This is a genomic window from Labrys okinawensis (genome assembly GCF_002982075.1).
In the GTDB taxonomy this organism is placed as follows: Bacteria; Pseudomonadota; Alphaproteobacteria; order Rhizobiales; family Labraceae; genus Labrys; species Labrys okinawensis_A.
The window spans coordinates 584,555-607,927 of record NZ_PUEJ01000002.1 but is presented as its reverse complement, the minus strand read 5'-3'; the positions used below and the strand labels follow the sequence as shown (position 1 = coordinate 607,927).

Annotated in this window: 27 protein-coding genes and 2 pseudogenes; 14 read left to right on the top strand and 15 right to left on the bottom strand. The window is 64.7% G+C overall.

Annotated features, from left to right (window positions below; all coding sequences use genetic code 11):
- Positions 1 to 219: 219 nt before the first annotated feature.
- On the bottom strand, positions 220 to 828 hold the full coding sequence (locus tag C5L14_RS06420) for a TetR/AcrR family transcriptional regulator (protein WP_105861189.1): 609 nt from the start codon (positions 826 to 828) through the stop codon (positions 220 to 222).
- A gap of 103 nt (positions 829 to 931) precedes the next feature.
- On the opposite strand from C5L14_RS06420, the gene C5L14_RS06415 reads away from it, so the two are divergent.
- The 9 genes from C5L14_RS06415 (at position 932) to C5L14_RS06375 (ending at position 6,662) form a co-directional block, all read left to right on the top strand.
- Positions 932 to 2,362, top strand: a complete 1,431-nt coding sequence (locus C5L14_RS06415) for an MFS transporter (RefSeq protein WP_105861188.1) — start codon at positions 932 to 934, stop codon at positions 2,360 to 2,362.
- Positions 2,363 to 2,589: 227 nt separating this feature from the next.
- Complete coding sequence (locus C5L14_RS06410) at positions 2,590 to 3,336, top strand: lysophospholipid acyltransferase family protein (RefSeq protein ID WP_105861187.1); 747 nt, start codon at positions 2,590 to 2,592, stop codon at positions 3,334 to 3,336.
- Between the two features lie 80 nt (positions 3,337 to 3,416).
- The gene (locus C5L14_RS06405; protein WP_105861186.1) at positions 3,417 to 3,743 is read left to right on the top strand and encodes a hypothetical protein; all 327 of its coding nucleotides are present in this window, start codon (positions 3,417 to 3,419) and stop codon (positions 3,741 to 3,743) included.
- Between the two features lie 259 nt (positions 3,744 to 4,002).
- Positions 4,003 to 4,461, top strand: coding sequence for an EF-hand domain-containing protein (locus tag C5L14_RS06400; RefSeq protein WP_105861185.1), 459 nt, complete (start codon positions 4,003 to 4,005; stop codon positions 4,459 to 4,461).
- Positions 4,462 to 4,505: 44 nt separating this feature from the next.
- Positions 4,506 to 5,051 carry an RNA polymerase sigma factor gene (locus C5L14_RS06395; protein ID WP_105861350.1) on the top strand — a complete coding sequence of 182 codons (546 nt, stop codon included), beginning with the start codon at positions 4,506 to 4,508 and terminating at the stop codon, positions 5,049 to 5,051.
- Positions 5,041 to 5,397 (top strand): hypothetical protein, encoded by a 357-nt coding sequence (locus C5L14_RS06390; RefSeq protein ID WP_146126851.1) that lies wholly within the window; start codon positions 5,041 to 5,043, stop codon positions 5,395 to 5,397. Before C5L14_RS06395 ends, C5L14_RS06390 begins: the two co-directional genes overlap by 11 nt.
- A complete protein-coding gene (locus C5L14_RS06385) occupies positions 5,390 to 5,833 on the top strand; it encodes a hypothetical protein (RefSeq protein ID WP_105861183.1) in 444 nt (147 codons plus the stop codon). Before C5L14_RS06390 ends, C5L14_RS06385 begins: the two co-directional genes overlap by 8 nt.
- Positions 5,834 to 5,835: 2 nt before the next feature.
- Positions 5,836 to 6,288, top strand: a complete 453-nt coding sequence (locus C5L14_RS06380; RefSeq protein WP_105861182.1) for a periplasmic heavy metal sensor — start codon at positions 5,836 to 5,838, stop codon at positions 6,286 to 6,288.
- Between the two features lie 83 nt (positions 6,289 to 6,371).
- Complete coding sequence (locus tag C5L14_RS06375; protein WP_105861181.1) at positions 6,372 to 6,662, top strand: GCG_CRPN prefix-to-repeats domain-containing protein; 291 nt, start codon at positions 6,372 to 6,374, stop codon at positions 6,660 to 6,662.
- Positions 6,663 to 6,787: 125 nt separating this feature from the next.
- Here C5L14_RS06375 and C5L14_RS06370 read toward each other — a convergent pair whose 3' ends face one another.
- Together C5L14_RS06370 and C5L14_RS06365 are read right to left on the bottom strand one after the other, a co-directional pair.
- Entirely contained in the window at positions 6,788 to 7,408 is a 621-nt protein-coding gene (locus C5L14_RS06370) for an urease accessory protein UreE (protein WP_105861180.1), read from the bottom strand.
- Between the two features lie 103 nt (positions 7,409 to 7,511).
- Positions 7,512 to 7,769: a DUF1272 domain-containing protein gene (locus C5L14_RS06365; RefSeq protein ID WP_105861179.1), complete on the bottom strand. Its 258-nt coding sequence runs from the start codon at positions 7,767 to 7,769 to the stop codon at positions 7,512 to 7,514.
- Between the two features lie 209 nt (positions 7,770 to 7,978).
- On the opposite strand from C5L14_RS06365, the gene C5L14_RS06360 reads away from it, so the two are divergent.
- Positions 7,979 to 8,440, top strand: a complete 462-nt coding sequence (locus tag C5L14_RS06360) for an Hsp20 family protein (RefSeq protein ID WP_105861178.1) — start codon at positions 7,979 to 7,981, stop codon at positions 8,438 to 8,440.
- A gap of 221 nt (positions 8,441 to 8,661) precedes the next feature.
- Here the strand turns inward: C5L14_RS06360 and C5L14_RS06355 are convergent, their stop codons facing one another.
- Both C5L14_RS06355 and obgE read right to left on the bottom strand, forming a co-directional pair.
- Positions 8,662 to 9,135, bottom strand: a complete 474-nt coding sequence (locus C5L14_RS06355; protein ID WP_105861177.1) for a hypothetical protein — start codon at positions 9,133 to 9,135, stop codon at positions 8,662 to 8,664.
- Between the two features lie 74 nt (positions 9,136 to 9,209).
- Complete coding sequence (obgE, locus tag C5L14_RS06350; protein WP_105861176.1) at positions 9,210 to 10,259, bottom strand: GTPase ObgE; 1,050 nt, start codon at positions 10,257 to 10,259, stop codon at positions 9,210 to 9,212.
- Positions 10,260 to 10,507: 248 nt separating this feature from the next.
- Between obgE and C5L14_RS30895 the strand changes: the two are divergent.
- From C5L14_RS30895 to C5L14_RS06335, 3 genes and pseudogenes are all read left to right on the top strand, one after another.
- Positions 10,508 to 10,576, top strand: a pseudogene (locus C5L14_RS30895) (prevent-host-death protein); the annotation flags it as partial.
- Between the two features lie 179 nt (positions 10,577 to 10,755).
- A pseudogene (locus tag C5L14_RS06340) lies at positions 10,756 to 11,011 on the top strand (type II toxin-antitoxin system VapC family toxin); the annotation flags it as partial.
- 189 nt (positions 11,012 to 11,200) lie between these two features.
- The gene (locus C5L14_RS06335) at positions 11,201 to 12,208 is read left to right on the top strand and encodes a Tim44 domain-containing protein (RefSeq protein WP_105861175.1); all 1,008 of its coding nucleotides are present in this window, start codon (positions 11,201 to 11,203) and stop codon (positions 12,206 to 12,208) included.
- 221 nt (positions 12,209 to 12,429) lie between these two features.
- Here the strand turns inward: C5L14_RS06335 and betA are convergent, their stop codons facing one another.
- The 3 genes from betA to betI form a co-directional block, all read right to left on the bottom strand.
- Entirely contained in the window at positions 12,430 to 14,088 is a 1,659-nt protein-coding gene (betA, locus tag C5L14_RS06325; protein WP_105861173.1) for a choline dehydrogenase, read from the bottom strand.
- 136 nt (positions 14,089 to 14,224) lie between these two features.
- The gene (betB, locus tag C5L14_RS06320; RefSeq protein ID WP_105861172.1) at positions 14,225 to 15,688 is read right to left on the bottom strand and encodes a betaine-aldehyde dehydrogenase; all 1,464 of its coding nucleotides are present in this window, start codon (positions 15,686 to 15,688) and stop codon (positions 14,225 to 14,227) included.
- Positions 15,689 to 15,804: 116 nt separating this feature from the next.
- Positions 15,805 to 16,437: a choline-binding transcriptional repressor BetI gene (gene betI / locus C5L14_RS06315; protein WP_105861171.1), complete on the bottom strand. Its 633-nt coding sequence runs from the start codon at positions 16,435 to 16,437 to the stop codon at positions 15,805 to 15,807.
- Between the two features lie 157 nt (positions 16,438 to 16,594).
- Here betI and C5L14_RS06310 point away from each other — a divergent pair, with 157 nt between their 5' ends.
- Positions 16,595 to 16,807 (top strand): hypothetical protein, encoded by a 213-nt coding sequence (locus C5L14_RS06310; RefSeq protein WP_105861170.1) that lies wholly within the window; start codon positions 16,595 to 16,597, stop codon positions 16,805 to 16,807.
- Between the two features lie 248 nt (positions 16,808 to 17,055).
- Here C5L14_RS06310 and C5L14_RS06305 read toward each other — a convergent pair whose 3' ends face one another.
- From C5L14_RS06305 to rpmF, 7 genes are all read right to left on the bottom strand, one after another.
- Entirely contained in the window at positions 17,056 to 17,457 is a 402-nt protein-coding gene (locus C5L14_RS06305; RefSeq protein WP_105861169.1) for a F0F1 ATP synthase subunit epsilon, read from the bottom strand.
- A gap of 210 nt (positions 17,458 to 17,667) precedes the next feature.
- Positions 17,668 to 19,098, bottom strand: a complete 1,431-nt coding sequence (gene atpD, locus C5L14_RS06300) for a F0F1 ATP synthase subunit beta (protein WP_105861168.1) — start codon at positions 19,096 to 19,098, stop codon at positions 17,668 to 17,670.
- Between the two features lie 37 nt (positions 19,099 to 19,135).
- Positions 19,136 to 19,540 (bottom strand): organic hydroperoxide resistance protein, encoded by a 405-nt coding sequence (locus C5L14_RS06295; RefSeq protein WP_068294760.1) that lies wholly within the window; start codon positions 19,538 to 19,540, stop codon positions 19,136 to 19,138.
- Positions 19,541 to 19,579: 39 nt separating this feature from the next.
- On the bottom strand, positions 19,580 to 20,455 hold the full coding sequence (locus C5L14_RS06290) for a F0F1 ATP synthase subunit gamma (RefSeq protein WP_105861167.1): 876 nt from the start codon (positions 20,453 to 20,455) through the stop codon (positions 19,580 to 19,582).
- 115 nt (positions 20,456 to 20,570) lie between these two features.
- Positions 20,571 to 22,097, bottom strand: a complete 1,527-nt coding sequence (atpA, locus tag C5L14_RS06285; RefSeq protein ID WP_105861166.1) for a F0F1 ATP synthase subunit alpha — start codon at positions 22,095 to 22,097, stop codon at positions 20,571 to 20,573.
- Positions 22,097 to 22,657, bottom strand: coding sequence for a F0F1 ATP synthase subunit delta (locus C5L14_RS06280; protein WP_105861349.1), 561 nt, complete (start codon positions 22,655 to 22,657; stop codon positions 22,097 to 22,099). The genes atpA and C5L14_RS06280 overlap by 1 nt, the downstream gene beginning before the upstream one ends.
- 445 nt (positions 22,658 to 23,102) lie before the next feature.
- A complete protein-coding gene (gene rpmF, locus C5L14_RS06275) occupies positions 23,103 to 23,288 on the bottom strand; it encodes a 50S ribosomal protein L32 (RefSeq protein ID WP_068294749.1) in 186 nt (61 codons plus the stop codon).
- Positions 23,289 to 23,373 lie beyond the last annotated feature (85 nt).

Sequence of the window (23,373 nt, the reverse complement as noted above, 5' to 3'; positions counted from 1 at the left end):
ACTCGACTTTTGTCATTGCCGGGCTTTGTCCCGGCAATCCAACGCCGCAAATCTCGACAAGTGGCGGTATGTGGATGCCCGGGCAAGCCTGAGCATGACAAATTGAGCTTTTCTCCACTCGGTTTGCGATATTGAGTCATACGAGCGGCCGCGATGTTGACGCGGTTTCTTAATCGAGAAGTCTATCAACTTTTCTGAAAAACGCTTTAATCGGAAGTTTCACGGCACCACAGTCGTCTTGGGTCTGGCCAGGCCGAGCATTGCTATCGGCACCGTGGCCTCGAGACGGTCTTTCGCCACGCCATCGCGGGCCTGCACCGAGAGACCGTGTAGAACAGTCGCGTAGTAATCTCCAAGGGCCTGTGTATCCGTATCCGCCGGCAATTCCCCCTCCGTCACGGCGCGTTCCAGACGTTTGACGAGGGAAGCGGTGCGGCGCCGGCGATAGTCGGCCAAGAACTCCCGTATCCCCTCGTTCTCAGCCGCGCAGTTGGTCGCGGCCGACACGACCATGCAGCCATGCGGCCGTCCCTTGCGCGTGTAGATCTCGACCGCTTCGCGCAGGCTCCGTTCAATCGCGCCGGCAGCTGTTGGCTCCTCCGCGAGCGCCCGCGTGGCGAAGCCACCGTCGCCTTGGTCATAGAGCCCGACCGCTTCGCGGAACAGCATCTCCTTCGATCCGAACGCCGCATAGATGCGGGCCGAAGCGATTCCCAGCGTTTCCACCAGATCGGCCATCGACACCCCTTCATAGCCGCGCGACCAGAACGCGTCGCGCGCTTTGGCCAATGCCGCATCCCGATCGAATTCGCGCGGACGCCCCGCCATCGCAATCTCCATTCTTGAGTGATCGATAAATAATTCGCTTGACCGTGCCATGCAAGGTTCTATTCTTTATTGATCGACAAACAATGGAACGACGGAGTTTGACATGACCGCGTCGGATCATGCCGGCACAGCCACGGCATCAGGCATTGGCGCGCGAAGGAGCCTGGCGCTCGCGCTGCTCGCCTTCGCCCAGCTCATCTATTCGCTGGACATCAACATCGTCTTCGTGGCCTTGCCGGAAATCGGCGCGGGCCTGGGCTTTTCTGGCCAAACCCTGCAATGGGTGGTCAGCGCCTACATGGTGTTCTGCGGCGGCTTCCTGCTGTTCGGCGGAAGGGCGGCGGACCTGATCGGCCAACGGCGCATGTTTGTCTTGGCGCTCTGGCTTTATGCACTGTCCTCGCTTGCGGGCGGTCTGGCCGCGTCCCCCATCGTCATCGTCGCGGCCCGCGCCGTGCAGGGCATCGGGGCAGCCCTTCTGTTTCCGGCCACGCTCTCGCTCATCAACCGCCTGTTCGCGGAAGGACCCGAGCGCAATCGCGCGCTGGCCGTTTGGGGCGGCGCCGGCGCCAGCGGGTTGAGCATCGGTGCGCTGGCGGGCGGCTTCCTGACCGCCGCCTGGGGCTGGCCTGCCGTCTTCTACGTCAATGTCGTGCTGGCCGGCATCGCTGTCATCGCAGCCTTCTTCGTGATCCCGCCCGACCCGAAGCGGCATGACAAACGCAGCTTCGATCTGCCGGGCGCATTGACCGTCACCCTTGGCACGACGGCACTCGTGTTCGGGCTGGTGGAGGGGCCAGAAATCGGCTGGAGCGCGGCAAGCGTGGTCTGCGCGCTGGCGCTTTCGGCAACCTTCCTCATTGCCTTCGCGGTGGTCGAGGCCCGCAGCCGCGATCCGCTCATGCCGCTGCGATTGTTCACCAACCGCAGCCTCGTGGCCGGCATGACGATCACCTTCCTCTACATGGGAACGTTCGGCGTCCTGCCTTACTTCCTGACCATTCTGTTCCAGAACGTGCAGGGGTTGACGGCACTTCAGACCGGCTGGGCGTTCCTGGTGCCCTCCATCGCCATTGCCGTCGGCACGCAGGTCGGCGAGCGGCTGGCGACGCAGCTCTCGACCCGCACGACGCTGATCGTCGGCATGGTGGTCGGCATGATCGGTACCGCGCTGCTGGTCCCCGGCTCGAATGCGGACAGTCGCTATATCGCCATCGTGACAGGCCTGATCGTATCGGGCATCGGCCAGGGCATCGTCTGGACCGGCATGTGGATCGCTGCCGCATCCGGCGTACACCACGACGAACAGGGCGTCGCCTCGGGGATGGCCTCGACGACGCTCAGCGTCGGCAACGCCATCGGCCTCGCCGTCCTGACAGCCGTCGCCAACCGGCATACGGGCGGGCAGCAAGGCGAGGCGCTCCGCAGCGCCGTGGCCGAAGGCACGCAGTTCGCCTTCTGGCTGGCGGCCGCCGGCATCCTCGTCAGTCTGGTCGTGACGCTGGCGCTGCCCATCAAAAAGCGGCAGCCCTAATCGCCCATCTTGTTCAATTTGAAGGATCTCGCCGGCGACATGTATAGCCGAGGTCTTTTCGCTTCCCCTGGAGGAGGATGAAAACCTGCACCTTTCCATCCGACGCAAGCGCGATCGAGGCCCATCATGCAGTGCGACGCCACCGCTCATCCGACCCGCAATGAAGAGGGAGGCAGGCGCCGCTTATTCTGCTATAGCCGCTCAAGCCTCCTCGAATGATCCGGTCCATGCTCGTCCTGCGCTCGCTCCTGTTCAACCTGGCCTTCTATGTCAATATCGTCCTGTGGATGATCCTGGCGCTGCCGACATTGCTGATGCCGCGCCCTGCTCTGCTCTGGATCGTGAAGAACTGGGCGCGGGTGAACATTGTCCTCATGCGCCATATCGCCGGCATCACCTGCGAGATTCGCGGGCGGGAAAACCTGCCGCCCGGGCCGGTTCTGGTCGCCGCCAAGCACCAGTCTACCTGGGACATCTTCGCCATGTTCCTCGTCTGCGAGGACCCCTGCTATGTGCTCAAGCGCGAATTGATGTGGCTGCCCGTCTTCGGCTGGCTCGCCGCCAAGGCGCAGATGATCGCCGTGAACCGCGGCGCACGCTCCAGAGCGATGAAGCAGATGAAGGCCGATGGCGAGCGCGAACTCGCCCGGGGCCGGCAAATCGTGATCTTCCCCGAGGGAACACGCCGGGCGCCCGGCGCCGAGCCGGCCTACAAATATGGCGTGGTCTATCTCTATAGCGAGTTCGACGTCCCCTGCGTCCCTGTTGCGCTCAATTCCGGCCATTTCTGGCCACGGCGCCGGTTCATCCGCCAGCCCGGCAGGCTGGTGATGGAAATTCTGCCGGCCATTCCGGCCGGCCAGGACAAGACGGCCTTCTTCGAGCGCCTGGTGAGCGATATCGAATCGGCGTCGGACCGGCTGCTCGCCGAGGCTCGCGGCCCCCTGGGAGCGGAACAAACCCGAATCGCTTGACGTGGCGGCGCAGCGCGTTCTAGATTTGTTCTATGACACAGATCGCGATTCGTTCTCGTTCGTCGTCCCCCGATCACCGCGTGTGTACGACGCTGGCCGCTCTCGGTCGCGATGCGCCCGCAGCGGCGTCGCGCTTCCGTCGCTGGGTCGGCATTTCAGGCCGTTCCTATCTGGTTTCGGTCTATCCGATCGGCCAATGCCCCGATTATGTCGACGCCGTCCTGATCGCGGTCGATGCAAGCGGCACCTGTGTGTGGATCGGCGAAGCCGGCCAAGGCGGCGACGATCTTGCTGCCACGCTCGCGGCAGCGGCGAGAGCCGGCGCCTGCGAGGTGCACGTGCATCTCCTGGCGGGGGATCCGGCGGCACGGGCCGCTGCCATTCGCGATCTCGACGGCCGGCATTGAGCACGCTTCTGCTCGTATACCGGTCGCGAAAACCGTGTCTCCTGCCTGTGCCTGAAAGCGCGGACATCCGCCCTCCCAAGGATTCTCGTCCATAAGTCAGCCTCTTCGCGGCCTCCTATTGAGCTCCCCTGCGCGATTCCGCCTGCTTCCGTCAGATCGCAAAACTTCTTTGCCGTCCGCCGACGGATTTTCCTGGCTCTGCCGTTCAAATGGCGTTCTTCGCGCATATTGCCCGCGCGATCTGTCCCAGGAGATGCCCATGATCGGTCGTTCGATCCTTGCCTTGATGCTGGCCCTGCCGGCCGCAGCCGCGATGGCGCAGACGGCGCAAACCGCACCGGCAGAGCCATCCCAGACATCCGAACCCCAGCCCACCACCCCCCAAACTCCCGCCCCGTCCGCGGCCCCCGCCAAGGCCGGGCTCAGCCTCGCCGAGTTCCAGGCCCGCCGCGAGAAGGCCCTGATGAAAGCGGACACCGATGGCGACGGCAAGATCAGCCTTGCGGAGTGGAGTGCCTTTCAGGCGAAGCGGAACGCCAAGACGGATTCGGCCAAGACCTTCGCCCGCCTCGACACCAACAAGGACGGCTTCCTCGACAAGGGTGAACTCGATGCCTTCTTCGCCAAGCGTTTCGCCCGGCTCGATGCCAACAAGGACGGCGCGCTCGCCCGCGACGAACGGCCGGGCCACAAATCGGCTGTCAAACCGGCGCAATGATGCAGGACCATGGCCCTCGATGAGTCCCGGGAGTGCGCCAGGCCATGGTGTCCGATCCAGACGAGGAATTGGTGCGCCGGATCGGTTCGGGCGACGACGCAGCCATGCAGGCCCTGGTCTCGCGCAAACTGCCCCGCCTGCTCGCCCTGGCGCGCCGCATGCTGGGCGATGCCGCGGAAGCCGAGGACGTCGCGCAGGAGACCTTCCTGCGGATCTGGCGCAATGCCGGGCGCTGGCGGCCCGGGACGGCCCGGTTCGACACCTGGATCCATCGCGTCGCGCTCAATCTCTGCTATGACCGCCTGCGCCGCCGCAGGGAATGGACGGGCCTCGATCTGCCCGAGCTGGCCGCTCCCCCGGACCATCCGGCCGCAAGCCGGGCCGAGGAGACGAGCGATCATGTCGAGCGGGCCTTGCAGGCCATCGCACCGCGGCAGCGGGAAGCCATCGTCCTGACCTACTATCAGGCGATGTCCAATATCGAGGCCGCCGCGGCCATGGAAGTCAGCGTCGAGGCGCTGGAGAGCCTGCTCGCACGCGGACGACGTTCTCTGCAGTCTCTCCTGATCAGGAAGGCCGATGATGACTGAAGCTCCCTTCGCGATGAGTGCAGAGCGTTCTGCCGCCCTCGCCGCCGCCTATGGCGCGGCAATGGAGGCCTGGCCCGCGCCCGAGCGCAGCGCCGGCCGCGCCTTCGCGCTCACACCCCAGGGCCGGCTCATTCTTGCGCGGGCCGGCCGCCTCGACCTGGCGCTGCGCAGCATAGAGGGACATGGCTGCATCCGCCTCCAGCCGGCAGGACGCGGCGATGCGGCCGCGTCCGTTCTCCAGGGCCGGGCAGCCGCCGGCCTCCCGCAGCGCCTGGCGGCGCCTGTCCGCCGATCCCGGTCGGACAAGCTCGAAGCCCTGCTGTCAGGGAGTGGCTCCCATGCCTGACAGGCCCGCACCGATGGATGCCGAGCGTTTTGCCGCTCTTGCCGATCGCCATGGCAGCCGCCTGCAGCGTTGGCCGGAGGCCGAGCGGGCAGCGGCCCTGGCTTTTGCGTCCACCTCCGAGGGTGAAGCCATCCTGGCGGCCGCCGCCCGGCTCGACACCATGCTGGATCGCTATGCGGTGCCGCCTCCGACTGCCGATCTTCATGCACGGGTCGTGGCGGCCGGAACCGCCAGCCTCGCTCCCCGCCGGCGGGTGCGCCGCTGGTGGCTTGGGCTCGGTCTGGCGGGGGCCGGCCTTGCCGGGGCGCTGGCCGGGACCCTCGCAATCACCCTGCTCGACACGCCGGGGAGGACGGAGCATCTCGGCCTGGGCGCGACGGTCACGGCTTTCGGAGATGCCGGCCCCGATACGGAGATCAGCGAGGAAGGTTCGTGATCATGGTCGGCTCGCGCCTCCCCCTCATCATTTCGATCGCCCTCAACATCTTCCTGGCCGGGGCGATCGCTGGCGGCGTCGTCTGGTTCGAAGCGCGCAGATCCGCGCCGAGGGCCTCGCTGCAGGCCCTCGGCAACCAGCTTCCGGCCCCGGAACGCGATGCCTTCTACAAGACCCTGCGCGAGGCGCGCCATCAAGCCCGCCAGACCATCCTCGACGGACAGCAGGCCCGGCGCGACGCCGCCGCTCTGCTGCGGCAGCCGACACTGGATGCCCCGGCCCTGCTCGCGGCCCTGGAACGCGCCCGCGTCGCCGATTCCGCCATGCGGGCAGCGCTCGAACAGCGCATCGTTGAATTCGCAGCGACCAGTTCGCCGGCCGATCGAGCCATCCTGGCCGAGGGACTGAGCCGCTATATCCACGCACCGCCCCCGCCGAAGAAATCAGTTCAATAGCGACGGATTTTCCTGCGGCCCGCGTTCAAGCTTGCAGGAGGCCACGCCGGCCTTCCACAAGCAGTATCCGGTGGAGTTCCATCATGAAGCGTATCATTCAAATCGCCGCCATCGCCTCGCTCGGCCTGCCCGGCCTCGCCGCCACGACGACAGGTGCCTCGGCCATGCCGCTGGCCTCTCCCGCCCCGGCTTCCGCGCCGTTGGTTCAGCAGGTGGCTTGGGGCTGCGGCCCTGGCTGGCGCCCCAACATCTGGGGGCGCTGCGTGCCCGAATATCCGGTCTACAGCTATGGCTGGAGCCGCCCGGTCTACTATTACGGCTGGGGTGGAGGATGGCATCGCCCCTATTACAGGCACCCCTGGCATCGCTGGTAAGTCGGTAGCGACAGGCTGATCGCCCAAAGCACCGGATCCGGCATCGGATCCGGTGCGGCAGGCCCGCTCGTCGCATCCCTTTGGTCGGAAACCGCGCCCGCTGTGGCTCCGGCCCCCTCCGCCGCTCAGTCGTGGCCGTGGTGGCCATCCTTGCCCTGGTGCCCGTGCTCATGGTCGTGCCCGCAGCCGCACGCCGCGCCAGGGCCATGATCGTGGTGATGATGGGCGTGGTCATGGCCATGATCGTGCTCATGGCGATGGCCGTGCTTATGGCCATGCCCGTGATGATGGCCATGATCATGCCCATGCGCATCGTGGCTGTGGTCGCCCCCCTCCGGCTGGAACGGGCCCTCGATCGCCACGACCCTGGCGCCGAGCTCCTTCAGGACCTCGGCGATCGCGGCATCCCGGCGGATGCGCAGCCATTTGGGGCCGATCTCGGTTTCGCGATGGCGGTCGCCGAGATGCCAAGCCAGGCGCATCAGGTGCAGGGGGTCGCGGCCCTTGATCTCCAGCAGCGGCTCGGCCTCGGCCACGATCTCGATCAGCCGGCCGTCCTCCAGCCGATAGGCATCGCCATGGGCGAGCGCCGGTGCCTCGGCGAGTTCGACCACGATGTCGAGGCCGCCCACCGTATGCACCATACCCTGTCGCTGACAGCGATCCTCGAAGGTCAGCACGACGCTGTCGGCAATGGACTTGGGTTCGACCTCGCGGGCCGGCACGAAGGAATGGGCGTGAAGCATGGATGTTTCCTGCAGGAATGTTCGCTGCCTCATATAGACTGCTTCGCGCCGATATGCAGGCGCGAAATCGCCGCCCCGCCGGCGAAGGACGACAGCCCCGGCGCTAGGCCGCGGCGCGCTTCGCCAGACACTCGCCGTCGCGCAACACACGCTCGGTCGAGGCAGGATATTTGACCAGCAGGGCAGCGGGGCGGATCGGCCGGCGGACGAGGTCGCCGCCGCAATTGGGGCAGGTGCCGGCAAAGACATCAGCCGCGCAACCGGCGCAGAAAGTGCACTCGAAGGTGCAGATCATCGCCTCGCGCGCATCGGGGGGCAGGTCCCTGTCGCAGCATTCGCAATTGGGGCGCAGTTTCAGCATGGTTCACCTCGGAGGACGGCACGGAGACACGTCATCTTGCGCGATCGGGCGATCGAGACAAGCCCGATCAAAAATCGGCCAAGTCCCCCTTGAAACCGTCGGAACCCTTACCAAATCATGATTTGTGCAGGCCCGGATGGGATGCACATGTCAGCTCCGGCCAGATGGCGGAGCGTCTTAACGGCTTGTCGCTTCAAAGGAGGATAGCCATGCGTCAGTTTGATTTTTCGCCCCTTTACCGTTCCACCGTTGGTTTCGATCGCCTGTTCTCGGCGCTCGATCAGGTTGCCGGCATCGATGCTTCGGCCACCACCTACCCGCCCTACAATATCGAGCGCACCTCGGATAACGCCTATCGCATCTCGGTCGCCGTCGCCGGCTTCGCCGAGAGCGACATTGCCATCGAAGTGAAGGAAAACTCCCTCACGATTCGCGGCGAGAAGTCCGAGAGCAAGGAAGGCAATAAGGGTGAGATCCTGCATCAGGGTATCGCCGCCCGCGCTTTCGAGCGCCGCTTCCAGCTCGCCGATTATGTCCAGGTGACGGGCGCCAGCCTTGAGAACGGCCTGCTCCATGTCGACCTTGTCAGAGAGATCCCGGAGGCCAAGAAACCCCGGCTGATCCCGATCAATGGTTCGGCCCCCCGGCAGGTTGAAGCCAAGGCCGCCTAAGCCAACAGGACAGGACGGAAAGTCAGGGCGCTCCGGGAAACCGGGGCGCCTTTTGCGTTGGGGGCTTCTGCCAACGGCATCGATGTTCGACCGATCGAGCACCGTCATTGCGAGCGTAGCGAAACAATCCAGTGCCGGAAAACGTGGTGGCCATGGCTCTTGGATTGCTTCGCTACGCTCGCAATGACGCACGGGTCAAACATAGCTGCGGTTTTTATTCCTCAGCACCCCGGCGCGATCTGGCGGTAGCGGCACCAGCCCGGCGTCAGTTGTCCCCTCGAATTGAGCGGGTAGGCATAGCGTCCGGGCGTCCGCAGCGCCGGGGGCGGCCGGTAGAGCGGGACGATGCGGGGCACCGGCTTGATCTCGACCTCCTGCAGGCGGCCCATGGGCCGCGGCGAGGTCGGCGCGGGCAAGGCCGCGCCGCTGCCGCGGAGCGGCACCACGGCGACGATCTTGCCGCTCTGGTCGTCGACGGTCACGCGCACGCGCCGGCGCTTGGCGTCGACGGCGGCTGCATAGTAGAAATTGAGGTCATGGGTCACGCCGCCGATGCCGGAATAGCCTGCCTGCGTCATCACCCGGATTGCGGCCTTCGGCGTCAGCGTATCGGCAAGAGCGGGCATGGCCATGAGCATCAGGGCTGCGCCGGCCAGCAGATGCGGCAATGCCGAACTCGTCTTGTGCAAGGCCATTCCATCACTCCTGGAGCAAAACGCCCCCGCCATCTCAACCCCGATCGGGGCCGCCGAGTTCACAGCGATCTGCTTCAGGGTTGCCAGGTATTGTTCTTTTCCAAAACCGGCTTTTCGATGATGGCATCGGCCGCCTTGGCTGCGCCGATCACCTCGAACAGCTGGCGCAGCGCCTCCTGCACGCCCGAACCGGAGATGGACGACAGGACGATCGGCGTCTTCTTCGCCGCCCGCTTCAGCCGTGCCACCTGTTCCTTCAGCAATTCGGGCGAAAGCGAATCCGTTTTCGAGAGCGCCACGATCTCCGGCTTGGCGGCGAGGTCCTCGCTATAGGCAGCCAGTTCGTTGCGGATGACCTTGTAGGCCTTGCCGGCATGCTCGCAGGTGCCGTCGACGAGATGCAGCAGCACGCGGCAGCGCTCGACATGGCCGAGGAAGCGGTCGCCGAGGCCGTGCCCCTCATGCGCGCCCTCGATCAGGCCGGGAATGTCGGCGAGCACGAATTCGCGCCCATCCACCCTGACGACCCCGAGGCCCGGATAGAGCGTGGTGAAGGGATAGTCGGCGATCTTGGGCTTGGCGGCCGTCACCGTGGCCAGGAAGGTCGACTTGCCGGCATTGGGCAGGCCGACCAGGCCGGCATCGGCGATCAGCTTGAGGCGCAGCCAGATCGTCTTCTCCTCGCCCGGCAGGCCGGGATTGGCGCGGCGCGGCGCCTGGTTGGTCGAAGTCTTGAAATAGGCATTGCCGAAGCCGCCATTGCCGCCCTTGCAGATCAGAGCGCGCTGGCCGACCTCGGTGAAGTCGGCGATCATGGTCTCGCCGTCCTCTTCATAGATCTGGGTGCCTACCGGCACCTTCAGCACCACATCGGGCGAATTGGCGCCGGTGCGGTTGCGGCCCATGCCATGCATGCCCACGCGCGCCTTGAAATGCTGCTGATAGCGGTAGTCGATCAGCGTGTTGAGATGGTCGACGCATTCGGCCACGACCGAACCGCCCTTGCCGCCGTCGCCGCCGTCGGGCCCGCCGAACTCGATGAACTTTTCGCGCCGGAAGGACACCGCCCCCGCGCCGCCATCGCCGGCTTTGACATAGATCTTGGCTTGATCGAGAAACTTCATGGCCTTGGCTTATCCCAGTTGGAAGACGGCGGAGCCAGTTCCCAAACGAGATCTCCCAACCAATTCTCCCGGCACGCGAGCCGGAAGGCCCACGCTCATACAATCGATGCTATCTAGATGATGGCGCTGACATAGTGGTTCTGTCGGAGAAAAGCGAGAAAATTCATAGATAAGCTTCTCGCCATGGTCTTGATCGCACTTGAACCCCTCTACATAGCTAGACAGTCTAGCCATCAGGAGACACCCCCGTGGAATGGCAGCTGCACGACGCCAAGAACCAATTCTCCAAGGTCGTGCAAAAAGCCCGCCTCGTGGGCCAATGCAGTTCACTGAAGCGTTTCGGGGTGCTCGACCTTTGTCATTGCCGGGCTTGACCCGGCAATCCAGCTCCCCGACGGTTCGTCCGTGCGGCTTCTGGGTAGCCGGGTCAAGCCCGGCTATGACAAATTCGGAGCGGTTCCTGCTTAAGTGAACCGTATTACGCCTCGAGGGCCTGCAATCGGACCCACGAACGGCCGGCCATCTCACCAGCTGACTGAGCAAGCAACGCCACGACCATGGCGATCGGATTCTTGCGGTAACGGACCGGATCGCCATCGATGGGGTCGGATTGCCGCCTTGCGTCCACGCGGCGACATAGACGGCCAGATCGCCGCGACCGTTCTCGTTCACGGTCTTGCCGTGGTGACCCGCAATGTGGACGATTTCGACGATATCGGTGTTTGGTGATCAATCCCTGGGACTTGGCCTGATCAGGAAGCCCGCCGCGCCGGGGCGATCATTACAGGAAATACACTTGCAACCCCGTGGCCATGTCCCCACATTCCACCTGCGGGCCGGGCCCCTCTGACGTCGCGCTTGATGCGCACGTGATGTCGGACCGCTGAAAAAGGGCCCGCTGCATGACATCGAAGCGGGCAACAGAAGGTAGGTTGCCGATCATGCGCTTCAGCAAGACTCGTCTCTTTTCCCTGGTCACCGCCCTGTCCCTGGCCTTTACGCTGGCGGCGGTGGATCTGTCCGAAGCCCGCCGCGGCGGCAGCATCGGCAGCCGTGGCGCGCGCACCTATGATTCCGTGCCGGCCACCCGCACCGCACCGGACCAGGCCGCTCCGGTTCAGCGTTCGATGACCCCCAATCCGGGGCCGAGCGCGACCCAGCCCGCTTCGCCGCTGGCGCAAGGCGCCGCGCAGCAGCGGCCCGGCCTGTTCGGCGGCGCCGGCGGCCTGATGCGCGGCCTCTTGGTCGGCGGCCTGATCGGCGCGCTGCTGGGTTATGGCTTCGGCGGCCTCGCCGGCATGCTCGGCTTCCTGCTGCAGGCGGCCCTGATTGCGGTGATCGCCTTCTTCGCGATCTCCTGGTGGCGTTCGCGCCGCACGCCCGCGACGGCGACGGCAGGCGGGCCGCAAATGTCGCGCGGCTTCGACTTTGGCAATCAGGGCTTTGGCGACCAGGGTCTGAATCGGGACGCGCAGCCGACCTCGAACGGCCGCACCGGTTTCTTCGGCATGTCGTCCCAGGCCGCGGCCAGCCCTGCGCGCGGTGAGGCCCTGGAGACCACCCAGGCCGACCTCGATACCTTCGAGCGCCGGCTGACCGAGGTTCAGGATGCCTTCGCCAAGGAAGATCATGCCGCTCTGCGCCGTCTGACGACGCCCGAAATCGTGTCCTACTTCTCCGAGGAACTCGCCGACAACGCCAAGCGCGGCGTTCGCAACGATGTGCGCGATACGCGCCTGCTCCAGGCCGACATTGCCGAAGCCTGGCGCGAGGGCGATGAGGACTATGCCAGCGCCGCCTTCCGCTACCAGTCGATCGACGTCCTCAGGGATCGCACCACGGGCGCGATTGTCGAAGGCAAGGACGAACCGAGCGAAACGACGGAGATCTGGACCTTCGTTCGCCGCCGGGGCGAAGACTGGAAGCTCTCGGCGATCCAGGAAGCCTGACCGTTTAAGAAAGCGTCGGGCTGGCCTTCAGGCCGGCCCGAACGGTAATGTCCTTAACGAGGTTGGCGGATCCAAAGACCCGCCTCCTTTTTGCGGCGTCGCGCCTCATGGCTGAATGGTCTATGCGATGCGCGCTGTCATCCCCGGCGGGGCCAAAGGCCTCGGGGAAGGGGATGAGGGTTACGGTGGCTTGGTATTGCATGCGCCGCAGCACGTACCTTCTATCGCTGCTTCGTCTGCCAATCCTTTGCCTGATAGACGGGCGCGTTGGACGGCGGCAGCAGCGGCTTGCCGAGGATGTGGTCGGATGCCTTCTCGCCGATCATGATCGAGGGCGCGTTGAGGTTGCCGTTGGTGATCAGAGGGATGATCGAGGAATCGGCGATGCGCAGATTCTCCAGGCCCACCACCCGGGTCTCGAAATCCACCACCGTCATCGGATCGGCAGGATCACCCATCTTGCAGGTGCCGGACGGATGGAAGGCGCTCTCGACATGCTGGGCGATGAAGGCGTCGATCGCCTCGTCCGAGGTGACGTCAGCCCCTGGCGAGATTTCGCGGCCGCGATAGGGCTCGAAGGCCTTCTGCTGGAAGATCTCGCGGGTCAGCCTCACGCAGGCCCGCATCTCCGTCCAGTCGTCGGGATGGCTCATATAGTTGAAGCGGATCAGCGGCGCTTCGCGCACGTCGCGCGATTTCAGACGGATATGGCCGCGGCTCTTGGAGCGCATCGGGCCGACATGGGCCTGGAAACCATGCTCGGAGGCGAGCGAACTGCCGTTGTAGCTCACCGCCATCGGCAGGAAGTGATACTGGATGTCCGGATAGGGGATACCGGCGCGTGAGCGGATGAAGCCGCAGCTCTCGAAATGGTTGGTGGCGCCGAGCCCGTCCTTGCGCAACAGCCATTGCACACCGACCATGCCCTTCGCGATCGGATTGGTCACGGAATAGAGGGTAATCGGCTGCGTGCTCGCCATCTGGAAGTAGAATTCAAGATGGTCCTGCAGGTTCTCGCCGACGCCGGGCAGATCATGCACGACCTCGATGCCGAAGCTCTTGAGTTCGGCCTGGGGCCCGACCCCCGAGACCTTCAGTAGCTGGGGATCGTTGATCGGCCCGGCCGCCAGGATCACCTCGCGCCGCGCCATCACGCGCTTGAGGGCGGAGCCCTGCCAATATTCGACGCCGATCGCCTTCTTCCCCTCGAACAGGATGCGGCTCGCCAGCGCATGCGTCTCCACCGAGAGATTGGCCCGTTTCATCGCCGGCTTGAGATAGGCATTGGCCGTGGACCAGCGCCGGCCTTTGTAGACCGTCATGTCCATCCGGCCGAAGCCTTCCTGCTGATAGCCGTTCACGTCATCGGTAGCGGGATAGCCGGCTTGGACCGCAGCATCGATGAAGGCCTGGTAGAGCGGGTTGGCGAGTTTGCCATAGGAGGTCTTGAGCGGACCATCGGCGCCGCGATATTCGTCGCCGCCCTCCTCCCGCCCTTCCGCCCGGCGGAAATAGGGCAGCACGCCCGCATAGTTCCAGCCGCGCGCCCCCGCTTCCTGCCAGGCGTCGTAATCCAGCGCGTTGCCGCGGATATAGACCATGCCGTTGATCGAGGAGGAGCCGCCCAGCACCTTGCCGCGCGGCGTATGCAGGCTGCGTCCCCCCAGCGCCGGTTCCGGCTCGGCATGATAGCGCCAGTCATAGCGCGGCGAATTCATCGGAATGGAGAGGGCGCTCGGCATCTGGATGAACACCGAGCCGTCACTGCCGCCGAACTCCAGCAGCTTGACGCGATGCGTGCCGTCCTCGGTGAGACGGTTAGCCATCACGCAGCCTGCCGAGCCGGCGCCCACGATCACATAGTCGAATGTCTCGGTCATAGCTTTTCCTGGGAGTGCAGACGTCACAGCGACATGCATGTCGCGATGTCTGCTCTTCCTTTTCTCACAGGTGACGTTTCCAAGAGCGGACATCGCGACATGTCTGCATGTCGCTATGACGTCCGCGCTCCCAGACTCAATACGGCGCGTCGATATCGCCGAGGGCGACATAGACGCTCTTGATCTGGGTGTAGTGCTCCACCGCCGCGCGCGAATTCTCGCGCCCGAGGCCGGAGAGCTTCACCCCGCCGAAAGGCAGCTCGATCGGCGTGACGTTGTACTGGTTGATCCAGCAGGTGCCGGCTTCCAGATTGGCGATGACGCGATGGCCGCGGGAGAGATCGTTGGTGAACACGCCCGCCGCCAGTCCATATTCGGTGTCGTTGGCTCTCGCGACCACCTCGTCCTCGTCCTCGAAGCTCAACACCGTCATCACCGGGCCGAAGATCTCCTCGCGCACGATGGCCATGTCGTCCTGGCAGCCGTCGAAGATGGTGGGAGCGACGAAGGCGCCCTTGGCGAGCGCGCCGGTGGTGACGCGCTGGCCGCCGGTGAGCAGCCTGGCCCCTTCGGCCTTGCCCTTCTCGACATAGGACATCACCTTTTCCAGGTGCTCCTGGCTGACGAGCGAGCCGACATGGGTGTTGGGATCGAGGGGATCGCCGATCACCATCTTCTCGACCCGCGCCTTGAGCTTGGCGAGAAAGGCGTCCTTCACCGATTTGTGCACGAAGACGCGCGTGCCGTTCGAGCAGACCTCACCGGCCGAATAGAAATTGCCCAGCAGCGCGCCGGAAACGGCATTGTCGAGCTTGGCGTCCTCGAACACGATCAGGGGCGACTTGCCGCCGAGTTCCAGCGTAACGTGCTTCAGCGTCTTGGCGGCGTTGGCCATGATGATGCGGCCGGTGCCGGCCTCGCCCGTCAGCGAGATCTTCTTGATGGCGGGATGGGCAACCAGCGCCTTGCCGACGCGGGCATCGCCCTGGACCACGTTGAACACGCCATCCGGCAGGCCGGCTTCCTTGAAGGCCTCGGCGAGATAGGGCGCCGTCAGGGGCGTCACCTCGGAGGGTTTGAAGATCATGGCATTGCCGCAGGCGAGCGCCGGGGCCGACTTCCAGCAGGCGATCTGGATCGGATAGTTCCAGGCCCCGATGCCGGCCACGACGCCGAGCGGCTCGCGGCGGGTGTAGCCGAAGGCCGACGGGCCGAGATCGACATGCTCGCCGGTGAGGGTGGCGGCGATGCCAGCGAAATATTCCAGGCAGTCCGCGCCCGACAGCACGTCGACGGCGACGGTTTCCTGGATCGGCTTGCCGGTATCGCGGGTCTCGATCTCGGCCAGCGCCGCGTTCTTCTCGCGCAGGATGTCGGCCGTACGCTTGAGGATGCGGCCGCGCTCGGCGCCCGTCATGCGCGACCACACCTTGAAACCGGCCTTGGCGGCCTCGATCGCCCGTTCGATATCGGCATCGCCCGCCTGCTCGACCTCGGCGATGGTCTCGCCGGTGGCCGGATCGACCGAGGCGAAGGTCTCGCCCGAGGTGGCGTCGACGAAGGCGCCGCCGATATGGTTCTTCACAACGCCGTAGCGCATTTCTCTGCCTCCTCGGGCTAAGCCGCCGTCCGCTCCCCGGGGAGATCGGCAGCGCGCTCCTATTGTGTTCAGACACGTTCTTCCCGCGAGGCGGCAACCGCCCCGCTTGGTACAATTCAGCGGCCGAGGCCGAGCAGCATGAACTGGCTGTCGACAAAGCCGGTCGCGACGGCACGCGGCATGCGCCCGTCAGGATCGTTGGCCAGCGTTGCCCGCAGCCACAATCCATCGATCATCGAGGCGATGGTCTCGGCAAGTGCCCGGGCCGGTTCCGGCATCAGGATCGGCCGCAGCGCATGGGCCAGATTGCTGGCGATGCGGCGGTGATAGGCCCGCTGCACCCGGGCAAAGCGCGGCGAATGCGGCACCTGCCCCCAGAAGGCGAGCCAGACCGTTCCGATGCGTCGTTCGAACTGACTGCGCCCGAGCATGGTGTCGATCACCGCCTGCACACGGGCCCGCGGCGTGGCGGCATCGCGCATGCGAGCCGCCGCCGCGCGTGACAATTGGCGGGCGAGATGGCGCAAGGTCGCCTCCAGCAGGCCGTCCTTGTCGCCGAAATAGAAGGATACCAATCCGGTGGACACCTCCGCCCGCCGCGCGATCTCCGCGATGGTGGTGGCGTTGAAGCCCACTTCCGCAATGGCCACGATGGTCGCCTCGATCAATTGCCGACGGCGCACGTCACCGGCATCGACACGGCGCAGCCTGGTCGGGCGATCGGGCAAAGAGAGAGGTTGGGCGGACATGGCCTCTACAATATTTTGAACGTTCAATCAGTCAAGAGCGGATCGCATGCCGAAGCAGGAATCACCGTGGCGGCGCGCGCTTCCCCCTTTTCATCGTCCCACGAAGTCGGGCATGCTGACCGGCAGCCCGTAACGAGAATCAAGGAGGAATGGCCGGATGCGCGACAAGACCACCGAGGGGCAGCTCGTACCGGGACTCAATGTCATCGAGACGACGGAGACCGACAATATTCTGCGCTGGGACGGCCATATGGTCTATGTCGAGCACAAGGTCTTCCATAACGGCCAGATGGTGCATGAACGCTATAAGCGCCGCGTCACGACCGAGGTCGCCAAGGCCTTGCTGGCTACGATCCAGCTGAACGCGTAGATCACGCCGTGATCGGTGTGCCGGTCTTCGGACCGGCATGCAGGCAGGCCCTATACCGACAGTCGCGATGTTTGGCTCAGATGTCATGCTTGGTCGGTCAAGCATCGAGACCGTTAGTATGACCGGCAGGATGCCAGCCAGAGGAGCGGCAACACCAAAGCAGGCCGCTGTTTCAACGAAAACGGCGGCAGAATCGCTTCTGCCGCCGCGAGACATGGATGTTGTTGCAAGAGCGCTGTTGGCGCCTCTCAGTGCAGGTTCTTCTGCAATTCCTTGAGCTGGCCGAGCTTGAGATCGGCGCTGGCCTTGGCGGCGTCGCCATCAGCGGCGCTGACCTCGGCCTCGGCCGCCTGGATTTCGCTCTGAAGCCTCTCGGCGGTCAGTTCCTCCACCGCCACGGCCTGCTCGGCCAGAATGGTGAGGCCCTGGGGGTTGACGTCGGCAAAACCGCCACGCACGAACAGGCGTTTGGGCGAACCCGAGGCGGTTTCCTTGACCACGATCACGCCGGGCCGGATGGTCGACATCACCGGCGCGTGCTGGGACAGCACCTCGAAGTCACCTTCGCTGCCCGGCACGACGACGGATTCGACAGGGCCGGAGAACAGCAGCTTCTCAGGCGTGACGAGTTCGAATTGGAAGCTGGCCATCGATGCGGTCCTTGAGCTTTAAACTTTACCCTCCCCTCGATGGGGTCGACCATTCCTCATGAATGGTCTGGGGTCGAGGCGAAGCCTCGGGGTGGGGTGACCGGAGATCAAACCCTCGCAGGTCTCATGGGCCCCAAACCGGAATGGTGTTTCCACCCCACCCCGGCCCTTCGGGCCTACCCTCCCCATCGAGGGGGAGGGTAGGAAGGATTACGCAGCCTCGGCGGCGAGGCGCTTGCCCTTCTCGACAGCCTGCTCGATGGTGCCGACCATGTAGAAGGCGGCTTCCGGCAGATAGTCATACTGGCCTTCCACGATGCCCTTGAAGCCCTTGACGGTGTCTTCGATCGGAACCTGCACGCCGTCCGAACCGGTGAACACCTTGGCGACGTCGAAGGGCTGCGACAGGAAACGCTCGATCTTGCGGGCGCGGGCCACGGTCAGCTTGTCCTCTTCGGACAGTTCGTCCATGCCGAGAATGGCGATGATGTCCTGGAGAGCCTTGTAGCGCTGCAGGATCTGCTGCACGGAACGGGCCACCGCGTAATGCTCTTCGCCGACCACGGCCGGGGTGAGCATGCGCGAGGTCGAGTCGAGCGGGTCCACCGCCGGATAGATGCCCTTTTCGGCGATCGAACGCGACAACACGGTCGTGGCGTCCAAATGGGCGAAGGAAGTGGCGGGCGCCGGGTCGGTCAAGTCGTCGGCCGGCACGTAGATGGCCTGCACCGAGGTGATCGAGCCCTTGGTCGTGGTGGTGATGCGTTCCTGCAGCGCGCCCATGTCGGTGGCGAGCGTCGGCTGATAGCCCACGGCCGAAGGAATACGACCGAGGAGCGCCGACACTTCCGAACCAGCCTGGGTGAAGCGGAAGATGTTGTCGACGAAGAACAGCACGTCCTGGCCCTGGTCGCGGAAGTTCTCGGCGACGGTGAGGCCGGTCAGAGCGACGCGGGCGCGGGCGCCCGGCGGCTCGTTCATCTGGCCGAACACCAGGGCGCACTTGGACTGGATGCCCTTGGGGTTGTGCGGATCGTCGTTCACGCCGGCTTCGATGAACTCGTGATAGAGGTCGTTGCCTTCGCGGGTACGCTCGCCGACGCCGGCGAACACCGAGAAGCCGCCATGGGTCTTGGCGATGTTGTTGATCAGTTCCTGAATGAGCACGGTCTTGCCGACGCCGGCGCCGCCGAACAGGCCGATCTTGCCGCCCTTGGCATAGGGCGCGAGGAGGTCGACGACCTTGATGCCGGTGACCAGGATCTGGGCTTCGGTCGACTGCTCGGCGAAGGTGGGCGCTGCGGCGTGGATCGGACGCAGGCCGTCGCCATTGACCGGGCCGGCTTCGTCGATCGGCTCGCCGATCACGTTCATGATGCGGCCGAGCGTGGCATTGCCGACCGGCACGGCGATCGGGGTGCCGGTGTCGGTGACTTCCTGGCCGCGGACCAGACCCTCGGACACGTCCATGGCGATGCAGCGCACGGTGGATTCGCCCAGATGCTGGGCGACTTCCAGCACGAGGCGCTGGCCGTTATTGGTGGTCTCAAGCGCGTTCAGAATCTCGGGCAGATGGTCGTCGAACTGGACGTCGACGACGGCGCCGATGACCTGCACAACGCGTCCGGTCTTGTTGGCCATGGGGTTCTCCAAAAGTCTCTTCTATACTTGAAACGGATCAGACGACGGTCAACGTGACAGGTACGTTGTTGCGGGTCGCCCGGGAATAGGGGCAGATCTGGTGGGCATCTTCGACCAGCGCCTTCACGGCGGCGGGATCGGCGCCGGGAACATGCACCTTCAGTTCCACTGCGAGGGCGAAGCTGACATCGTCCTTGCTGAGGGTGACCTGGCAGGTGATCTTGGCGGTGTTGCCGTCGATGCCATGCTTGCGGCCGAGCGCCACGATCGCCTGGCCGTAGCAGGCCGAATAGCCCAGTGCGAAGAGCTGCTCGGGATTGTGGCCTTCGCCGTTGCCGCCCAGCTCCTTGGGGAACGCCATGGCGAGCGCCAGCCCGCCATTGTCGAGAATCGCGCGGCCTTCACGGCCACCCTTGGTCGACGCAGAAGTCGTATAAGACATCACGAATCTCCTTGTTCCCGTTTACCGATCGCTGCCGCCTCAGAGCGCTTCCGCACCCGAGATGATTTCGATCAGTTCCTTGGTGATCATCGCCTGGCGCGTGCGGTTGTAGGTGATCGTCTGCTTCTTGATCATCTCGCCGGCATTGCGGGTCGCGTTGTCCATGGCGCTCATCTGCGCTCCGTAGAAGGAGGCGTTGTTCTCGAGCAGCGCACGCAGCACCTGCACCGAGATGTTGCGCGGCAGGAGGTCGGCGAGGATGGCGCCTTCGTCCGGCTCGTAGTCATAGGCGATCTTCTGCGTGTCTTCCTGCACGGCCGGCACTTCGGCCGGGATCAGGCGCTTGGCGGTCGGGATCTGCGAGATCACCGACTTGAAGGTCGAATAGTACAGCGTGCAGACGTCGAAGGCGCCTTCGGCATAGAGCTTGCGGATCTTGGCACCGACCTGGTCGGCATGCTCGAAGCCGAGCTGACGGACCGAGCGGAAGTCGACCAGCTCGATGATATGCTTCTCGAACTGACGCTTGAGCACGTCATAGCCCTTGCGGCCGACGCAGAGGATCTTCACCGTCTTGCCCTGGCCGAGCAGGGCCGTCGCCTGCTCGCGGGCGAGACGGGCGATCGCGGTGTTGAAGGCACCGCACAGGCCACGTTCGCCCGTGCAGACCACCAGAAGATGGGTCTGGTCCTTGCCGTTCCCCGCCAGCAGCGGCGGAGCCTGGCGCGGATCGGCGATCGAGCCGGCGAGGTTGGCCAGCACGGCGTCGATGCGCTCGGCATAGGGACGCGCAGCCTCGGCCGCCGACTGGGCGCGGCGCAACTTGGCGGCCGCGACCATCTGCATGGCCTTGGTAATCTTCTGCGTCGCCTTCACCGAGGCAATACGGTTTCTGAGGTCCTTAAGCGATGCCATCGCTTCGCCTTCCTATCGAGAGCCGAAGCCTTTTCCGAGACTCGAAAAAGGCGTCTATCCCCTAAAAATTCTGAGTATCATTCGATCCGAAGTGATCGAACGATACTCCTGCGGATCAGGCGAAGGTCTTGGCGAACGCCTCGACCTGGTCCTTGAGCTTGGCGGCAACGTCGTCGCTGAGATCGCCGGAGGAACGGATCGCCTCGAGGATCGAGCCCTCGGCGCGCAGCTTGGCGAGCAGACCCGTTTCGAAGGGCTTCACCTTGCTGACGTCGATCTTGTCGAGATAGCCGTTCACGCCGGCATAGATCACCACGACCTGCTCTTCCATCTTCAGGGGCGAGAACTGGCCCTGCTTCAGAAGCTCGGTCAGGCGGGCGCCGCGGGCGAGCAGGCGCTGGGTGGTGGCGTCGAGGTCGGAGCCGAACTGGGCGAAGGCAGCCATTTCGCGATACTGGGCGAGCTCGCCCTTGATCTTGCCGGCAACCTTCTTCATCGCCTTGGTCTGCGCCGAGGAGCCGACGCGCGACACCGACAGACCCACGTTCACGGCAGGGCGGATGCCCTGGTAGAACAGGTCGGTCTCCAGGAAGATCTGGCCGTCGGTGATCGAGATCACATTGGTCGGAATGTAGGCCGACACGTCGTTGGCCTGGGTTTCAATGACCGGCAGCGCGGTCAGGGAGCCGAGGCCGGCGTCCTTGCCCATCTTGGCGGCGCGCTCGAGCAGGCGGGAGTGGAGATAGAACACGTCGCCCGGATAGGCTTCGCGGCCCGGCGGACGGCGCAGCAGCAGCGACATCTGGCGATAGGCGACGGCCTGCTTGGAAAGGTCGTCATAGATGATCACGGCATGCATGCCGTTGTCGCGGAAATATTCGCCCATGGCGCAGCCGGCGAACGGAGCCAGGAACTGCATCGGGGCCGGGTCGGAGGCGGTCGCGGCGACGACGATCGAGTAGTCGAGCGCACCGTTCTCTTCCAGCACCTTGACGAACTGGGCGACGGTGGAGCGCTTCTGGCCGACGGCGACGTAGACGCAGTAGAGCTTCTTGGTCTCGTCGTCGCCCTGGTTGAGCGGCTTCTGGTTGAGGATGGTGTCGAGCGCCACGGCGGTCTTGCCGGTCTGGCGGTCGCCGATGATCAGCTCGCGCTGGCCGCGGCCGATCGGGATCAGGGCGTCGATGGCCTTCAGGCCGGTCGCCATCGGCTCGTTCACCGACTTGCGCGGGATGATGCCGGGCGCCTTGACGTCGACGCGGGCGCGGGTGTCGGACTGGATCGGACCCTTGCCGTCGATCGGATTGCCGAGGGCGTCGACGACGCGGCCGAGCAGCCCCTTGCCGACGGGCACGTCCACGATGGCGCGGGTGCGCTTGACGGTGTCGCCTTCCTTGATGTCGCGGTCGGAACCGAACAGCACGATACCGACATTGTCGGTTTCCAGGTTCAGCGCCATGCCGCGCACGCCGCCGGGGAACTCGACCATCTCACCGGCCTGGACGTTGTCGAGGCCATAGACGCGGGCAATGCCGTCACCGACGGAGAGAACCTGACCGACTTCGGAAACTTCGGCTTCCTGGCCGAAATTCTTGATCTGGTCCTTCAGAATGGCGGAAATTTCTGCGGCGCGGATGTCCATCAGCCGACCTCTTTCATGGCGATCTTGATCGATTGGAGTTTGGTCTTGAGCGAGGCGTCGATCATACGGCTGCCGATCTTGACGATCAGACCGCCGATCAGGCTCGGGTCGACCTTGACGTTGAGGGAGACGTCCTTGCCGGTCGCGCTCTTGAGCGAGTCCTTGAGGACATTGAGATTGTCGTCGGAAAGCGGCTGGGCCGCCGTGACTTCGGCGCTCGCCTGCCCGCGCGCCTTCGCGACCAGCGCGGTGAAGGCTGCGATCATGTCTCCAACCGCGAACAGGCGGCGGTTATGGGCGGCAAGCTTGATGAAATTGGCGGCAATACCACCGATGCCGGCGCGCTCGAGCACGGCCGTTACGGCTTTGGTCTGCTCTTCGGAGGAAAACACCGGGCTGCGGACGAGGCGCTTGAGATCGGCGCTTTCCTCGACGAGGCCATTGAAACGGCCGAGATCGGCAGCAACGGAATCGATGGCGTTCTGCTCACTGGCGAGCTCGAACAAGGCATTGGCATAGCGGCTTGCCATGCCGGATACGATCGGTTCTTCCCCTGCCACCACGTGTCTCTCTGCTGAAACCACTTCGGGAGAACAGCAGTCCAGCCGGGATTCCCCGCACCCGACCGCCCAACCCCTTGGCGGATATGTTGAATTTCCTCACGGTCGCAGGAAGGACAAGGTCCCGCCCCCGCAACACGAGCGCTCACCTAACACACAGGCTTGGCCGACGCAACATGAGGGAAACACCGAAAACGCGGCGAAAAAACCTCGATCCACCGGCAGAACCCGCCCCGTTTGTCACCGTTCTCGAATGAGAGCAGCAAGGGCGCCTTGCACCATACCGGATGAAAGGTAGGATTCGGCCGCACGCTCGCGCGATGCGTCCCGTGTTTCAGTGCACGAAAAGTTCCGGACCCCGCCCCGGCATCCGTACTCAAGACAAACAAAAGGGCCGGCAATCAGCCGGCCCGGACGAGATGCCGCGCGGAGACCGCGCCGGCTCTCAGGCGTCGGACTTCTGGGTCAGGATCTGGCGGCCGCGATACATGCCGGTCTTCAGATCGACATGGTGCGGACGGCGCAGTTCGCCCGAATCCTTGTCCTCGACATAGGTCGGGGCCTTGAGGGCATCAGCGGAACGGCGGAAGCCGCGCTTCATGCGGGAGGTTTTTCGCTTCGGAACAGCCATTGGGGTATCTTCTTCGTGGCGTGCGGATGCCGTGACAGTCACGACAGGCCGATGACAAAATCGATTGAAGGCGCAGCCTATACAG

Coding starts and splice junctions, on each gene's coding strand:
- betI (WP_105861171.1), bottom strand. CDS start 16,437: ATGTCCGCCCAACCTCTCTCTTTGCCCGATCGCCCGACCAGGCTGCGC.
- rpmF (WP_068294749.1), bottom strand. CDS start 23,288: ATGGCTGTTCCGAAGCGAAAAACCTCCCGCATGAAGCGCGGCTTCCGC.
- C5L14_RS06375 (WP_105861181.1), top strand. CDS start 6,372: ATGAAGCGTATCATTCAAATCGCCGCCATCGCCTCGCTCGGCCTGCCC.
- C5L14_RS06400 (WP_105861185.1), top strand. CDS start 4,003: ATGATCGGTCGTTCGATCCTTGCCTTGATGCTGGCCCTGCCGGCCGCA.
- C5L14_RS06420 (WP_105861189.1), bottom strand. CDS start 828: ATGGCGGGGCGTCCGCGCGAATTCGATCGGGATGCGGCATTGGCCAAA.
- C5L14_RS06385 (WP_105861183.1), top strand. CDS start 5,390: ATGCCTGACAGGCCCGCACCGATGGATGCCGAGCGTTTTGCCGCTCTT.
- C5L14_RS06335 (WP_105861175.1), top strand. CDS start 11,201: ATGCGCTTCAGCAAGACTCGTCTCTTTTCCCTGGTCACCGCCCTGTCC.
- C5L14_RS06395 (WP_105861350.1), top strand. CDS start 4,506: ATGGTGTCCGATCCAGACGAGGAATTGGTGCGCCGGATCGGTTCGGGC.
- C5L14_RS06295 (WP_068294760.1), bottom strand. CDS start 19,540: ATGTCTTATACGACTTCTGCGTCGACCAAGGGTGGCCGTGAAGGCCGC.
- obgE (WP_105861176.1), bottom strand. CDS start 10,259: ATGAAGTTTCTCGATCAAGCCAAGATCTATGTCAAAGCCGGCGATGGC.
- betB (WP_105861172.1), bottom strand. CDS start 15,688: ATGCGCTACGGCGTTGTGAAGAACCATATCGGCGGCGCCTTCGTCGAC.
- C5L14_RS06310 (WP_105861170.1), top strand. CDS start 16,595: ATGCGCGACAAGACCACCGAGGGGCAGCTCGTACCGGGACTCAATGTC.
- betA (WP_105861173.1), bottom strand. CDS start 14,088: ATGACCGAGACATTCGACTATGTGATCGTGGGCGCCGGCTCGGCAGGC.
- C5L14_RS06355 (WP_105861177.1), bottom strand. CDS start 9,135: ATGGCCTTGCACAAGACGAGTTCGGCATTGCCGCATCTGCTGGCCGGC.
- C5L14_RS06415 (WP_105861188.1), top strand. CDS start 932: ATGACCGCGTCGGATCATGCCGGCACAGCCACGGCATCAGGCATTGGC.
- C5L14_RS06390 (WP_146126851.1), top strand. CDS start 5,041: ATGATGACTGAAGCTCCCTTCGCGATGAGTGCAGAGCGTTCTGCCGCC.
- C5L14_RS06290 (WP_105861167.1), bottom strand. CDS start 20,455: ATGGCATCGCTTAAGGACCTCAGAAACCGTATTGCCTCGGTGAAGGCG.
- C5L14_RS06380 (WP_105861182.1), top strand. CDS start 5,836: ATGGTCGGCTCGCGCCTCCCCCTCATCATTTCGATCGCCCTCAACATC.
- C5L14_RS06305 (WP_105861169.1), bottom strand. CDS start 17,457: ATGGCCAGCTTCCAATTCGAACTCGTCACGCCTGAGAAGCTGCTGTTC.
- C5L14_RS06410 (WP_105861187.1), top strand. CDS start 2,590: ATGCTCGTCCTGCGCTCGCTCCTGTTCAACCTGGCCTTCTATGTCAAT.
- atpD (WP_105861168.1), bottom strand. CDS start 19,098: ATGGCCAACAAGACCGGACGCGTTGTGCAGGTCATCGGCGCCGTCGTC.
- C5L14_RS06365 (WP_105861179.1), bottom strand. CDS start 7,769: ATGCTGAAACTGCGCCCCAATTGCGAATGCTGCGACAGGGACCTGCCC.
- C5L14_RS06360 (WP_105861178.1), top strand. CDS start 7,979: ATGCGTCAGTTTGATTTTTCGCCCCTTTACCGTTCCACCGTTGGTTTC.
- atpA (WP_105861166.1), bottom strand. CDS start 22,097: ATGGACATCCGCGCCGCAGAAATTTCCGCCATTCTGAAGGACCAGATC.
- C5L14_RS06370 (WP_105861180.1), bottom strand. CDS start 7,408: ATGCTTCACGCCCATTCCTTCGTGCCGGCCCGCGAGGTCGAACCCAAG.